Here is a 13414-nt window from a genome sequence, read left to right on the forward strand (position 1 = left end):
ACGAGGGTGTGGGGGTGCGGGTGGGGGGAACGGCGGACGGGCCGGGTACGACGTGCCCCGCCGGTGCCGGGCCGAGGATGGCCCGGCCCCGGCACCGGCGGGACGGTTCCGGCGGGGATCACCCGCCGAAGCAGGACGGGTGCGGCGGGCCGGCTCAGGCCTCGGCCGCGCCCATGGGCTCGGGCAGCGCGTCCAGTTCGGCCACGTCCTCGGCGCTGAGCACGAGGTCCGCACCGCCGACGTTCTGCTCCAGGTAGCGGCTGGTCTTGGTGCCGGGGATCGGCACGACGTGGTCGCCCTTGCCGATCAGCCAGGCGAGCGCCACCTGCGCGGTGGTGGCCTCGTGCCGCGCGGCCACCGCGGCGACCGTGTCGACGATCGCCCGGTTGTGGGCCAGGGCCTCACCGGTGAACCGCGGCTGCGTGCTGCGCCAGTCGTCCTTGGGCAGGTCGGCCGGCGTGGTGAAGGCACCGGTGAGCAGGCCGCGGCCCAGCGGGGAGAAGGGCAGGAAGGCGATGCCCTGTTCGACGGTGTACGGCAGCACGTCCCGGAAGGCGTCGCGGGTGAACAGCGAGGCCTCGGACTCCACGGCCGCCACCTCGTGCACCTGCTGGGCGGCCCGGATCTGGTCCAGCGTCACCGCCGACAGACCGAGGGCGCGGATCTTGCCGGCCTCGACCTGCTGGGCGAGCGCGCCCCAGCTCTCCTCCAGCGGCACGGACGGGTCGACCCGGTGCAGGAAGTACAGGTCGATGTGGTCCACGTCGAGCCGCTGCAGACTGGCGTCGACGGCGGCCGACAGGTGCTCGGGGCGCCCGTCGAGCCCCAGCCCGTCCGCACCGACGACCAGGCCGCCCTTGGTGGACAGCACGACCTCGTCGCGCCGGCCCCGCAGGGCGCGGCCGACGAGCGTCTCGTTGGTGAAGGGCCCGTAGGCGTCGGCCGTGTCGATCAGGTTGACGCCGAGGTCCAGCGCGCGGTGGATGACCTGGACCGAGGCGTTGTCGTCCCAGCCGTGCGGGTCGTAGCCGAAGGACATGCCCATGGTGCCGAGGCCGACGCGTCCTACGACGGGGCCCTTGGTGCCGAGAGTCGTGGTGCGCATGTTTGATCACTCCAGTTCGGGAGGGTCGGGTGTACGGGTGGTGCGAGGGGTTGGTCTAGGGGAGGCGGACCGACTGCCGGTGCCGGAACACGTCGCGGGGGTCCCAGTCCCGCTTGACCTGCTGAAGCCGCGGGTAGTTCTGCTTCCAGTACAGGTCGTGCCAGGGGACGGAGGAGGTGTTGTAGGCCGGGTCCGACAGGTCGCCGTCGGGGTAGTTGATGTAGCAGCCGTCGGTGACGTCGTTGGGCACGGGCACGCCCCCCGTGTCGCCGTAGACGGCACCGAAGGCTCCGCGGATCCACGCGGTGTTCTTCGCGTCGTCCGCCGCCGCGTACCAGCGGCTCTCGAAGTTCACCTTCATGATCGCGTCGCGTTGGGCCACGGCCGTCGCGGTGGGCGACACGCTCGCGATCCGGCCGCCGGAGGCGGACAGCACGATGCCGGTCATGGTGCTCGGCCGGTCGTCACTGGTGAGGTGGGCGTACATGGCGTCGATCTGGCGCTGCGGGGTGCGCTTGCGCAGATGCGCGGACTTGTGGCAGCCGCGGGTGGTGGGATCGAGCTGGGTCGGGGAGATGGCGCCGATGTAGCGGGTGCCGCGCAGCCACGGCATGAGGCGGGTCGTCGTGTACTGGGAGTCGAGCACGCCGTCGTGCCGCGCGGTCGCGGAGTGCAGGCCGAGGGCCTGGTCCATCCCGGCGAGGAAGTCGGACAGCACACTGGCCGCGTTCGGCAGCGAGGCGTCCAGCTGGACCACCGCGGCCAGCGAGCCGCTGTCGCGGTGGTTGAGCATCAGCCAGGAGTAGAGCGAACCGGCCGTGGTGCCGGCGGTGTTGTGCTGCTCGAACCAGGTGCCCCAGTAGTCGACGAGCCCGCTGAAGCCCTCCTCGGTGACCTTGTCCCAGGGCCAGTTCGCCAGGGTGAGGAATATCTTGGAAGGCGCCTTGGGCAGCAGGGCGCCCGCGGCGCCGGTGGCCCCGGGGGTGCGGAAGAAGTAGGCGGTGACCACACCGAAACTGCCCCCGCCCCCGCCCGTGTGCGCCCAGAACAGATCACGCAGCCGGGCGTCGGACGAGTCCCGGGCGGCGACCACGGCGCGTGCCTGGCCGGCGGCGTCCACGACGACGATCTCCACGGCGTGCAGGTGGTCCACGGTCAGCCCGTACTGGCGGGAGAGGTTGCCGTACCCGCCGCCGGGTATGTGCCCGCCCACGCCGACCGTGTGGCAGATGCCGCCGGGGACGGTGACGCCCCAACCCTCGTAGAGGGCCTCGTAGACATCGAGCAGGGTGGCGCCGGAACCGACCTTGAACGCGTTCATCGAGGGGTCGAAGGAGACCGCGCTCATCAGGGACATGTTGATGTTGATCCGTATGTCCGCGTTGAACACGAAGTCCTCGAAGCAGTGGCCGCCGCCGCAGACGGACAGCCGCTTGTCACCGGTGACCGCCTCCTGCACCGCGGAGACGACCTCGGCGGTGGTCCGCGGCAGCACGACCTTGTCCGGAGCCGCCTTCCAGCGCAGGTTGTTGCCCGACGTCAGGTCCGGGTAGCGGGAGTCGGACGGCGTCACCGCCACAGCCACCGCATCCGCCGCCCGCGCCGTACGAGCCGTACGGGCCGTTCCCGTGCCGGCCCGTGCCGCCGGCGCGGTCGCCAGCCCCGTTCCGGCAGCGGCCGTGAACGCCAGCCCGGAACCGATCCCGACGAACCGACGTCTCTTCAAATCACTCATCAAAAGCCCCCGTTTCTTGAACCGCGCTGTGAAATCGGCACGCCGGAATCCGGCGCGCGCCTGAATCGGCATGTTCGGAATCGGCATGTTCGGAATCGGCAGGTCGGGAATCGACCCTGCGTGAAGTCGGCGGGATTCGGCTCACCGCCCTCGACGGACACCATCTGAACAGGGCCCGATCCCCGAACGCCAGCCCGCCGCGCGTACTTCGGCATGTCCGGCCGACTTCCCGGACTCGCCCTTGTCCCCGCCCGGCGTTCCGCACAGGATTCCGGCCGGAACCCGGGCACACGGCCCGGAACAGCCACGCGTCCGCCCCGGCGGACCGATGCCGAACGGAGCGGAGACGTGAGCACACTTCCCGGAGCCCGGGCCGTCCACCACATCGCCTACACGGTGCCCGACCTGGAGCAGGCGGTCACGTTCTTCGTGGACGTCATCGGCGCCGAACTCGCCTACCGGCTGGGCCCGGTCGAGGACCCCGAGGGTGACTGGATGACCCGCAAACTCGGCGTTCACCCGCGGGCCTCGGCGCACATCGCGATGCTGCGGCTGGGCCCTGTGACCAACCTGGAGCTGTTCGAGTACACCGCCCCCGACCAGGACCGCCGCCGGCCTCGCAACAGCGACTGGGGCGGACACCACCTCGCCATCCACGTCGACGACGTGGACAAGGCGGCCGCCCACCTTCGCGAGGTTCCCGGAGTGACGATTCTCGGGGAGCCGGAGACCATCACGGACGGTCCCATCGCCGGAGACCGGTGGGTGTATTTCACCACCCCCTGGGGTCTGCACATGGAACTCATCAACATGCCCGCCGGAATGCCGTTCGAGGCGACGACCGACACCCGCCTCTACGCTCCCGAGGAATCCTGGGACGCCCATCGGCCGCGACCGGAAAAGGCGTCCGAGAGCGTCAACGCCAATGCCTTCAACCGCCGGGTCATCGACGAATTCCGCGCGAGCGACGGCCGGGTGGCCGACTTCGGCGACGTGCCGCTGCTGCTGCTCAGCACCTCCGGCCGGCGCAGCGGCATGACCCGGACCACCCCGCTGGTCCACCTGCGGCACGAGGGCCGCCACATCGTCTTCGCGGCCAACGGCGGGGCCGACGCCCACCCCGCCTGGTACCGCAACCTCATGGCGGCGGGCGCCGGCACGGTGGAGCTCCCGGGCCGGCGGTTCGCCGTCCGGCCGGTGCCCGTCCCGGCCGCCGAACACGAGGAACTGTGGAACCTGCAGTGCGCCCAGGACGCCAACTTCGAGCAGTTCCGCGACCGTACGGACCGGGACATCCCGGTCGTCGAACTGGTCCCGGTGGAGGCCGCACAGTGACGACGGCCACGGAGTTGTTCCGCAGTGCGCGGGACTTCCTGCTGGAGCACCGCGAGGACTACACCGCCGCCTACGAGGGGTTCCGGTGGCCCCGTCCCGATGCCTTCAACTGGGCGTTGGACTGGTTCGACGTCATCGCCGAGGGCAACGGGCGCACCGCGCTGCACATCGTGGAGGAGGACGGGGGCGAGGTCCGGGTCTCCTTCGCCGAGATGTCCGCCCGCTCCAACCGGGTCGCGAACCGTCTGCGCGAGTGGGGGGTCGGCCCCGGGGACCGCATTCTGGTGATGCTGGGCAATCAGGTGGAGCTGTGGGAGACGGCGCTGGCCGCGATGAAGCTGCGCGCGGTCGTGATTCCGGCGACCACGCTGCTCGGTCCGGCCGATCTGCGCGACCGGGTCGACCGGGGCCGGGTGGGGCATGTGATCGTGCGGGCCGAGGACGCCGGCAAGTTCGACGAGGTGCCCGGCGACTACACGCGCGTCGCGGTGGGCGGGGGCACACCGGCTGCCGGCTGGCGGGCGTACGAGGACGTGTACGGCGCCTCCGACGTCTTCTCCCCGGACGGCCCGACCGCCGCCGACGACCCGCTGATGCTGTACTTCACCTCGGGCACCACCGCCCGCCCCAAGCTGGTCGAACACACCCACGTGTCCTACCCCGTGGGGCATCTGGCGACCATGTACTGGATCGGGCTGAAGCCCGGGGACGTGCATCTGAACATCTCCTCGCCGGGCTGGGCCAAGCATGCCTGGTCGAATCTGTTCGCGCCGTGGAACGCCGAGGCGACGGTCTTCCTGTACAACTACACGCGGTTCGACGCGTCCCGGCTGATGGCCGAGATGGACCGGGCGGGGGTGAGCACGTTCTGCGCGCCGCCGACGGTGTGGCGGATGCTCATCCAGGCCGATCTGTCCCGGCTGGCCACCCCGCCGCGTGAGGTCGTCGCGGCCGGGGAGCCGCTCAACCCCGAGGTGATCGAGCAGGTCCGCCGTCTGTGGGGGAGGACGATCCGGGACGGTTTCGGTCAGACGGAGACCGCCGTGCAGGTCTCCAACAGTCCGGGCCAGGTGCTGAAGACCGGTTCGATGGGCCGTCCCAGCCCCGGTTACCGCGTCGAGCTGCTGGATGCGGTGACCGGCGCGCCCGGTGCCGCCGAGGGGGAGATCGCCCTGGACCTGTCCGGGCGTCCGGTGGGTGTGATGACCGGCTACCACGGCGACCCGGACCGTACCGGCGAGGCGATGGCGGGCGGCTACTACCGCACCGGGGACATCGGCGCGCGGGACGCGGACGGTTACCTGACCTATGTGGGCCGGGCCGACGACGTGTTCAAGGCCTCCGACTACAAGATCAGCCCGTTCGAGCTGGAGAGCGCGCTGCTGGAGCACGAGGCGGTCGCCGAGGCCGCGGTCGTGCCCGCCCCGGACGAGCTGCGCCTGGCGGTGCCGAAGGCGTACATCGTGCTGGCGGCGGGCTGGGAGCCCGGACCGGACACCGCGAAGGTGCTCTTCGAGCACTCCCGCGACAGCCTCGCCCCGTACAAGCGGGTGCGCCGTCTGGAGTTCGGCGAGCTGCCCAAGACCGTCTCCGGCAAGATCCGCCGGATCGAACTGCGCGAGGCCACCGCGGCCGGTTCCACCAACGAGTACCGCGAGGCCGACTTCCGCTGACCTGCTTCGCCCGTGCGGCCGGCACTCGACGGGGTGCCGGCCGCACGGGCGTTCTCAGCGCCGTGCGCCACCGGGCTCCGGCGCCCTGGTGCGGCTCAGCACCCACACCAGTGGGAGTGCGGCCGCGCAGATCACCGCACCGGTCAGCGGCAGCGCGGCGACCCCGTGACCGGTGCCGACCCAGCCGGCCACGGCGGAACCGGCGGCGATTCCCGCGTTGCCCGCCGACGCCCCGAGCGTCGACGCCAGATCCGCACCGGGACCGGCCAGTTCGAGGGTGCGCACCTGGAGCGCCGGTGCCAGACCGAAGCCGAACAGCCCGAACGCGGCCAGGGCGAGGGCGGCCGCCACCGGGTGCGCGCCGACCGGGTGGAGTGCGGCCAGGGCCAGCGTCAGCACCGTGCCCGCCGTCAGTAGCGTCGCCCCGGTGTTCCGGTCGGCGCACCGCCCACCGACCAGCGTGCCGACGGTTCCGGCGGCACCGAACACCAGCAGGTAGCCGCCGACCGCTGCGCCGGACACGCCGGTGACCTCCCGCAGGTAGGGGCCGAGCAGGGTGAAGAGGGTGAACTGGCCGCAGAACAGCACCACCGCGGTACCCAGTGCGATCAGCACCGGCCGCCTCAGCACGTACCGGGTCTGCGCCCGCAGCGCGCCGCGGCCGTCGTCGGGCACCCGGGGCACCAGCGCGAAGGCCAGGGCGAGTGCGGCACAGCTCAGGACGGCGATTCCGGCGAACACCGACTGCCAGGGCAGCACGTGGCCGACGTAGGTGGCCAGCGGCACCCCGAGCAGATTGGCGGCGGCGATCCCGCCGAAGACCACGGCCACCGCACGCCCCTTGCGCTCCGGGCCCGCCAGCGTGCCGGCGGTGGCCGAGGCGGCCCCGACGAACAGTCCGTGCACCGACCCGGTGACCGCCCGGACCGCCACCAGCACCAGGAAGTCGCCCGCGATCGCGGCCACGGCGTTGGCCAGCGCGTACAGAGCCAGCGTGGCGCAGATCAGCAGGCGGCGCGGAAGTCGGATCGTCAGCGCCGTCAGGAGGGGGCCGCCCACGCAGACCCCGAGTGCGTAGGCCGTGACCAGCAGACCGGCGGTGCCGACCGTGATGTCCAGCCCGGCCGCGATCCGGTCCAGCACACCGACCACGACGAACTCGGCCGTGCCGACCACGAACGCGCTGAGTCCCAGCGCGACGAGGGCGCGTCCGCCGGGCCTGCGCGGGGCCCGCGGGGCCGAAGGTCTGGAGGTGGCCGGACGCAATGTCGGCGGTCGGCCGGCAACGGTTCGGGGCATGACGGCTCCTCGGCTTTCGAACGGCGATGGTGTGCGGTCAGCTCACCAGGTCCGCCCACCGCTCGTCCTCGCCGACTGCCCCAAGTAGCGCCCGATCTCGCGCGGCACGTCGGGACGCCGCGCGACGCCGCGCCTCACAGGGCCGTCGCGCCGCCGTCCACCGGTATCGCCCCGCCGGTGATGAAGGAGGACGCGTCCGCGCACAACCAGGCGGCGACGCGCGCGACTTCGGCGGGTTCGGCCATCCGCTTCTGGACCGCGTGCGACGCGAAGCGCTCCTCCAGCTCCGGTGTCTCCCGGAGCACCTCTTCCATCATCTCGGTACGGGTGCTCCCCACGATCAGGGCGTTGATCCGGACACCGTGCGGTCCGTACTCGGCGGCGGCCGCCCGGGTCAGTCCCAGCACGGCGTGCTTGGCGGCGACGTAGGCCGCACTGGCGCCGGTGGCCCGCTGCCCGGCCACGCTGGAGGTGTTGACAATGGCACCGCCCCGCTCCAGCAACCGGGGTATCTGGTGGTGCATGCAGTTCCAGACACCGCGCACGTTGACGTCCATCGTGCGGTTGTAGACCTCGGTGTCCGTTTCGTGCAGGCGGGTGCCCGCCGTTGCGTAACCGGCGTTGTTGAAGGCGCAGTCGAGCCGGCCGAACTCCGTCACGGCCGCCTCCACGACGTGCCGGACGTCGTCCTCCGAGGCGACGTCGCCGGGCAACGCGAGAGCCCGGGCCCCGGACGCGGTGAGTTCCTCGGCCAGGGCGCGCAGCCGGTCCTCGCGCCGGGCCATCAGCACGACCGTCGCCCCCTCTTCGGCGAACAGCCGGGCCGCCGCCGCACCGATGCCGCTGGAGGCACCGGTGATCATGGCTACTCTGCCCCGCAGAGTGCCCTGCGCCTGCGTCTGCGTCTGCACCTGCTCGTGTCCCTGCCCCTGCCCCTGCCCCTGCCCCTGTCCGGGCTTGTGCCCCTCCCCCTGGCGCATCGTGCGGGTCACACCCTCTCGGCGGCGGCGGGCGCCCAGAAGGTGCCGCGGGCCAGTTCCGTGTCGACCGTCCGCAGCAGCGGTTCGTCGATCCGGTCCAGCGCGTCGACCAGATGGCGCACCCCCGCCTCGCGCATGAGCGCCGGCTGATGACTGTGGGCGAAGCCGGTCGGATGGCCGATGAACGCCGTCCCCAGGTCCCGTGCCGCCTCGGCGACGCGGGCCACGTCGTCGACGAACAGCGCCTCCTCGGGCCGCAGTCCGAAGACGTCCTCGGTGATTTCGCGGAGTCCGGGCCGGAAGTCGTTGGTGCACACGTACCCGGGGCCGTCGAACAGGTCCGCGTAGTGGCCGAGGAAGCGCTCGAAGTGGTCGGCGCCCAGCCCGCCGTAGCACACCGTCTTCAGCCCCAGCCGCCGCAGTCGCCGCAGCAGTGCCTCCGCGCCGGGCAGCACGCGGACGGGGTGGTGGGCGAGGTGGGCGTCGCGTTCGGCGAAGTACGCGGCGAGAGCCTGCGGTCCGGTGAGCTGCCCGGGCACCGCCCTGGCCATGTTCTGCCCGGCTATGTGCTGCGGCTGGGAGAACACCGAGCGTTCGAGGTCGGCCGTGTACCGGCCGCCGCGGCTCACCACGAAGTGGTGGATCACCGGGCTGAAGGTGTCGTTCAGCAGTACGCCGTCGATGTTCAGCGCGGCCAGCCGCAGGCGTGCCAGACCTTGGGACATGGGTCCTCCGTAAGCGGGCGCGGCGGTGAGCGCCACGCGGGTGGTGAGGTGGGGTCGTGCGGGTCGGTTCGGCCGGGCCCGGGATCAGACGAGCGGCGTCCGCACGCGCTCCGGGCCCAGCTCGATCCGGGCGACGATGGCCGGTACCGCGATGCCGGGCAGGAGCAGTCGCCACATCCTCGTGGTCCGCTCCATCAGATCCTCCCGGCCGCTGATGACGGCCGAGAACATCTGCATGCCGGTGCACGCCTCGACGACGAACTCGCCGACCTCGGCGGCCTCCACTCCGGCCTGCAGTTCGCCGCGCTCGTGCGCCTCGTGCAGGCAGTCGGCCATGATCTGCGCCCACTCCCGGTAGGGGCTGGCGTCCTGCAGCCCGAAGGACGCCTGTTCGTTGGTCAGCCGGACGCCGGCCCGCAGCAGCGGGTCCACCTGGAGGCGGCGGGACCAGTTGAGCGTGATGTCCACCAGCCGCTGCAGTCCGTGGGACTCCAGGCCCGGGACAACCGTCTCGGCCTGGCTGTTCATCACCGCCCGGGCCAGCTCCTCCTTGGAGTCGAAGTGGAAGTAGAGCGCCCCCGCGGTGAGTCCGGCACGCTTCAGGATCCGGTTGATGCTGGCACCGGAGTAGCCGAATTCGTCGAACGTCTCCGCGGCCGCGCGCAGCAGCGACTCCCTGGTGTGTACCGCTCGCTCCTGCTTCACGCCGCCGGCCATCACTGCCCTTTCAGAAGTAGAACGTTCCTTATGTTATCGGCCGGGTGGTGCCGCTTGGCAACCCTCCGACGGGCGAGGAGGCGGCCGGAAGTGGCTTGTTTTGGTCGTCCATTGGGATTTTCTTTACTCTTTCTTGGTTTGAAGAAAAAAGAACGCTCTTTATGTTTGTGTCTCGGCAACTACCAGAACCTGGGGGGATTCGGTATGTCCGGAATACTTGAGCAGCGCGCGCCGCAGGCCCGGTGGCCCGTCGGGGAGGTCCGCGGACCGGCCCTGGCCGTGCACCAGGAGCACGTGCACAAGAGGAACGGCGCGGAGGTCCTGCTCTCCACCTGGCGGCCCGAGGGGGAGGACACCTTCACCGTCACCGCGCTCTGGCCGCGCGACCATTGCTTCTACGGCCCCGTCCACGGACTGCACGACCCGCTGCTGCTCGCCGAGTCCGTGCGGCAGTCGGTGCCCCTGCTCTCCCACGTCGCCTACGGTGTTCCCTTCGGCCACCAGCAGGCCTGGGAACGGCTGAACTTCGAGCTGGACGCGATGTCGCTGGTGGCCACCACGGCCCCGGCCGAACTGGAACTGCGCGTCAGGTGCTCGGACATCGTGCGCCGGGGTACGCGGCTGGCCGCACTGACCATGACGGTGGACCTCGCCCTCGACGGGCGGCCGCTCGGCACCGCGTGCACCCGATTCAACAGCCAGCCGCGCGCCGTGTACCAGCGGCTGCGCGGCCGCCATGCCGACCTCGAAGGCGCGCTGGCCCGTGCGCTGCCGCCCGGCCCGGCCGTCGCGCCGCACCGCGTCTGCCGCACCCGGGAGGAGGACGTCGTGCTGTCCCCGACCTCGACACCCGGCCGGTGGCGGTTGCGGACGGATCTGTCCCACCCCGCGCTCTTCGACCATCCGGTCGACCACGCCCCGGGCATGCTGCTGCTGGAGGCCGCCCGGCAGGCGGCACACACCGCCGCCGCGCGGGCGTCGACGGTCGTCGCCATGGACAGCGAGTTCGTCCGGTACGCCGAACTCGACGCCCCCTGCTGGGTCTGGACCGACCTGCTGCCCTCCGACGCGCAGGGCCGCCGCAGGGTGCTGGTGACCCTGGAGCAGAACGGGGCCCGCGTCTTCTCCGCGGACGTCACCCTGGAGTCGGCTCCCGGGCTGTGACACGCGCGAGGGCGCGGCCACCGTCGGGTGGCCGCGCCCTCGCGCACGTCACGACGAGCCGTCAGGCACTCCGCCGGTCCTTCAGCTTCGCCAATCCTTCAGCTCCGCCGGTCCTTCAGCTCCGCCGCCACCAGCTCCGCGATCTGCACCGCGTTCAGGGCCGCGCCCTTGCGCAGGTTGTCGTTGGAGACGAACAGGGCGAGGCCGTTGTCCACGGTCTCGTCCTGGCGGATCCGGCCCACGTACGACGGGTCCTGGCCGGCCGCCTGCAGCGGCGTCGGCACCTCGGTGAGCGCCACGCCGGGGGCACCGGCCAGCAGCTCCTTGGCGCGCGCCACGCTGATCGGCCGGGCGAAGCGGGCGTTGATCTGCAGGGAGTGGCCGCTGAAGACGGGCACGCGCACGCAGGTGCCGGACACCTTCAGCTCCGGGATCTCCAGGATCTTGCGGGACTCGTTGCGGAGCTTCTGCTCCTCGTCCGTCTCGTGCAGGCCGTCGTCGACGATGGAACCGGCCAGCGGCAGCACGTTGTAGGCGATGGGCGCCACGTACTTGTCCGGCTTCGGGAACTCGACCGCCGAACCGTCGTGGGTCAGCTTGGGTGCGTCCGCGCCCACCTTCTGGACCTGCTCGAACAGCTCGTCCACGCCGGCCAGGCCGGAGCCGGACACCGCCTGGTAGGTGGCGACGACGACGGCCTCCAGGCCCGCCTCCGTGTGCAGCGGGCGCAGCACGGGCATCGCGGCCATCGTGGTGCAGTTCGGGTTGGCGATGATGCCCTTGGGGCGGTCGGCGATCGCGTGCGGGTTCACCTCGGAGACCACCAGCGGGACCTCGGGGTCGCGGCGCCAGGCGGAGGAGTTGTCGATCACGACGGGCCCCTGCGAGGCGACCTTTTCGGCCAGCGCCCTGGAGGTGGCGCCGCCCGCCGAGAACAGCACGATGTCCAGCCCGGAGTAGTCGGCGGTGGCCGCGTCCTCCACCGTCACGCCGTCCAGCTCCTTGCCGGCGCTGCGGGCCGAGGCGAACAGGCGCAGCTCGGTGACGGGGAAGTCGCGCTCCGTGAGGATCCTGCGCATGACCGTGCCCACCTGACCGGTGGCTCCGACGATTCCGACCCTCACGGTGGCTCCTTCTCCGTTTGTGCGCGTGTCTTCACGCGCGCTTTGCTCGGCCGAGACTTTTCCATCATGGGGCGAAGCCCGGCCCGCCTGTCCAATCCTTTGCACGGTGTTCCCGCACCTTGGGACGCGGTGGCTCGGTCCGCCCCTGCCCATCCCTTCCCGCCCCACACGACGATGTGACGTACGCCTCGCGCCGAAAGGCGGCCGTGCGGGCGAACGTTTCGGGCCGCTCGCGCGTCGTAAGGGAAACGTGGCCGGGGGAGGAAATGGCTTTGCTGCGCAGAAGGGCTCGCCGCGGCCAGGGGGACGACGTACGGGACGACCCCCTGGACGCGGCACAGGAACGCCGGGTGCGGGCGGTGCTCGCGCTCGGCGGGGTGCCGCAGGCGGACCTGCCGGACGGGGTGCAGCAGGTCCGCCTGCGGCTGCTGGAGCGGACGGCCAGTGGCCGCGAGGCGCCGCGCGACGTGTCGGCCTGGGCGGCGGTCGTCGCCTCCAACCTGGCCATGGACTGGCACCGGGCCCGGCGCCGCCAGGACCGGCTCGGGGAACGCCTGGCCGCGTTGCGCCAGCCGGAGCACCCCCGTGACGAGGACCGCAGCGTCCTGTCCCTCGCCGTCGCGCAGGGCCTGGACGAGCTGCCCGACGCCCAGCGCCAGGTCCTCGTCCTGCGCTTCTACGCCGATCTTCCGGTGCGCGGCATCGCCGAGGAGCTGGGCATCCCCGAGGGCACGGTCAAGAGCAGGCTGCACACGGCGGTACGGGCCCTGCGCGCCCGCCTGCACGAGGACGAGGTGGTGTGAGATGGCCGCCGAACAGCACCCCGGTGGGTACGACGACGGGTACGACGCGCTGATGGCCGCGGTCACGGGCGAGCCGCTGCCGCCGGACGCGGGGCCCGACGCCCGCGGCGAGTACCGGGCGGCGACGGCCGACGTGGCGCTGCTGCGCGAGCAGCTGGCCCTGCTCGGCGACGCCCTGGGCGAGGCCGCCCCGGCCGAGCGCCCGGCTCCGGCCCCCGTCCGGGTCCCGGCACCCCGCCGCCGTCCCTTCCGTCTCGCGCTGGGCGTCCTCGCGGCGGCCTGCGCGGGTGTCGTGGTCACGGGCCTGGGCTGGCTGGTCGTGCAGGGCGGCACCGGTGCCACCCAGGACGCGGCGAGCGACAGCGCGGCCGACAGGTCCGCGGCGCGGCCGGACCGCCCGTCCGCGGGCCAGGAGGCCGCCGTGGTCTTCGGCACGCCCCGCTACCTCGCCTGCGCCCGGCTGGTCGCCGAGGGCACGGTGACCGCCGCCGAACCGGTACCGGGCACCGCACGGCACCGGATCACGCTCCGCGTGACGCACACCTACGCACCCGCCAGGAGCACCGGGCCGACGACGGCGTTCGTCCTGGACGACACCCTCGCCCGCCTCGCCCCCGGCGACCGGGTGCTGGTCGGCGCCCTGCGGGACCGGCCCACCGCGGACACGGTGATCACCGGCGACCGGAACATCGCCACCGCCCGCACCTGGATCACCGCCTCCCTCCCGGAGTCCCGCACCCTCACCTGCGACTGA

Annotated in this window: 12 protein-coding genes; 5 read left to right on the forward strand and 7 right to left on the reverse strand. The window is 72.1% G+C overall.

The genetic code is table 11. The features are described 5' to 3' along the window. Positions 1-154 precede the first annotated feature (154 nt). Positions 155-1105, reverse strand: coding sequence for an aldo/keto reductase (locus ACH4D3_RS07560; RefSeq protein ID WP_398317615.1), 951 nt, complete (start codon positions 1103-1105; stop codon positions 155-157). A gap of 55 nt (positions 1106-1160) precedes the next feature. Then, entirely contained in the window at positions 1161-2840 is a 1680-nt protein-coding gene (locus tag ACH4D3_RS07565; RefSeq protein ID WP_398317617.1) for an FAD-binding protein, read from the reverse strand. A gap of 348 nt (positions 2841-3188) precedes the next feature. On the opposite strand from ACH4D3_RS07565, the gene ACH4D3_RS07570 reads away from it, so the two are divergent. Next, positions 3189-4175 (forward strand): nitroreductase/quinone reductase family protein, encoded by a 987-nt coding sequence (locus ACH4D3_RS07570; protein ID WP_398317619.1) that lies wholly within the window; start codon positions 3189-3191, stop codon positions 4173-4175. Then, positions 4172-5848: an isobutyrate:CoA ligase IbuL gene (gene ibuL, locus ACH4D3_RS07575; protein ID WP_398317622.1), complete on the forward strand. Its 1677-nt coding sequence runs from the start codon at positions 4172-4174 to the stop codon at positions 5846-5848. Before ACH4D3_RS07570 ends, ibuL begins: the two co-directional genes overlap by 4 nt. A 54-nt stretch (positions 5849-5902) precedes the next feature. On the opposite strand, the gene ACH4D3_RS07580 is transcribed toward ibuL, so the two are convergent. From ACH4D3_RS07580 to ACH4D3_RS07595, 4 genes are all read right to left on the reverse strand, one after another. Then, the gene (locus ACH4D3_RS07580; RefSeq protein WP_398317625.1) at positions 5903-7147 is read right to left on the reverse strand and encodes an MFS transporter; all 1245 of its coding nucleotides are present in this window, start codon (positions 7145-7147) and stop codon (positions 5903-5905) included. Positions 7148-7281: 134 nt separating this feature from the next. Continuing rightward, positions 7282-8010, reverse strand: coding sequence for an SDR family NAD(P)-dependent oxidoreductase (locus ACH4D3_RS07585; protein ID WP_398318920.1), 729 nt, complete (start codon positions 8008-8010; stop codon positions 7282-7284). 125 nt (positions 8011-8135) lie between these two features. Beyond that, positions 8136-8852, reverse strand: a complete 717-nt coding sequence (locus ACH4D3_RS07590; protein ID WP_398317627.1) for an HAD family phosphatase — start codon at positions 8850-8852, stop codon at positions 8136-8138. Positions 8853-8936: 84 nt separating this feature from the next. Continuing rightward, the gene (locus tag ACH4D3_RS07595; protein ID WP_398317630.1) at positions 8937-9557 is read right to left on the reverse strand and encodes a ScbR family autoregulator-binding transcription factor; all 621 of its coding nucleotides are present in this window, start codon (positions 9555-9557) and stop codon (positions 8937-8939) included. Positions 9558-9773: 216 nt separating this feature from the next. Between ACH4D3_RS07595 and ACH4D3_RS07600 the strand changes: the two genes are divergently transcribed. Continuing rightward, on the forward strand, positions 9774-10733 hold the full coding sequence (locus ACH4D3_RS07600; protein WP_398317633.1) for a ScbA/BarX family gamma-butyrolactone biosynthesis protein: 960 nt from the start codon (positions 9774-9776) through the stop codon (positions 10731-10733). Between the two features lie 98 nt (positions 10734-10831). Here the strand turns inward: ACH4D3_RS07600 and ACH4D3_RS07605 are convergent, their stop codons facing one another. Next, positions 10832-11857 carry an aspartate-semialdehyde dehydrogenase gene (locus tag ACH4D3_RS07605; protein WP_398317636.1) on the reverse strand — a complete coding sequence of 342 codons (1026 nt, stop codon included), beginning with the start codon at positions 11855-11857 and terminating at the stop codon, positions 10832-10834. Positions 11858-12123: 266 nt separating this feature from the next. Between ACH4D3_RS07605 and ACH4D3_RS07610 the strand changes: the two genes are divergently transcribed. Next, positions 12124-12660 carry an RNA polymerase sigma factor gene (locus tag ACH4D3_RS07610; protein ID WP_398317639.1) on the forward strand — a complete coding sequence of 179 codons (537 nt, stop codon included), beginning with the start codon at positions 12124-12126 and terminating at the stop codon, positions 12658-12660. Between the two features lies 1 nt (position 12661). Then, entirely contained in the window at positions 12662-13414 is a 753-nt protein-coding gene (locus ACH4D3_RS07615; protein WP_398317642.1) for a hypothetical protein, read from the forward strand.

The sequence above is a fragment of the Streptomyces sp. NPDC018026 genome, from assembly GCF_044327745.1.
Taxonomy (GTDB): Bacteria; Actinomycetota; Actinomycetes; order Streptomycetales; family Streptomycetaceae; genus Streptomyces; species Streptomyces rubrogriseus.